Below are 521 nucleotides of genomic sequence, written 5' to 3'. Positions count from 1 at the left end.
CAGGTAGGCGTTCCGTACATCGTGGTTTTCCTGAACAAGGCTGACCTGGTAGACGACGCTGAGCTGCTGGAACTGGTTGAGATGGAAGTGCGCGATCTGCTGAGCACTTACGACTTCCCAGGCGACGACACTCCGATCATCATCGGTTCGGCGCGTATGGCTCTGGAAGGCAAAGACGACAACGAAATGGGCACCACTGCCGTTCGTAAACTGGTTGAAACCCTGGACAGCTACATCCCAGAACCAGTTCGTCTGACCGACAAGCCGTTCCTGATGCCAATCGAAGACGTATTCTCGATCTCCGGTCGCGGTACTGTTGTGACTGGTCGTATCGAGCGCGGTATCGTTCGCGTTCAGGATCCACTGGAAATCGTTGGTCTGCGTGACACTACCGTCACCACCTGCACCGGTGTTGAAATGTTCCGCAAGCTGCTCGACGAAGGTCGTGCTGGCGAGAACTGCGGCGTGCTGCTGCGCGGCACCAAGCGTGACGACGTTGAGCGTGGCCAGGTTCTGGTTAA

Annotated in this window: 1 protein-coding gene; it reads left to right on the top strand. The window is 56.8% G+C overall.

The window, feature by feature from the left end; translation table 11 throughout:
- On the top strand, positions 1-521 hold a 521-nt coding region (locus AC07N8_RS29445; RefSeq protein ID WP_493147255.1), incomplete at both ends, for an EF-Tu/IF-2/RF-3 family GTPase.

This window comes from Pseudomonas sp. GW821-FHT10C09, from assembly GCF_059415465.1.
The sequence above is the reverse complement of the archived record's forward strand: the minus strand, read 5'-3'. Positions and strand labels throughout refer to the sequence as shown.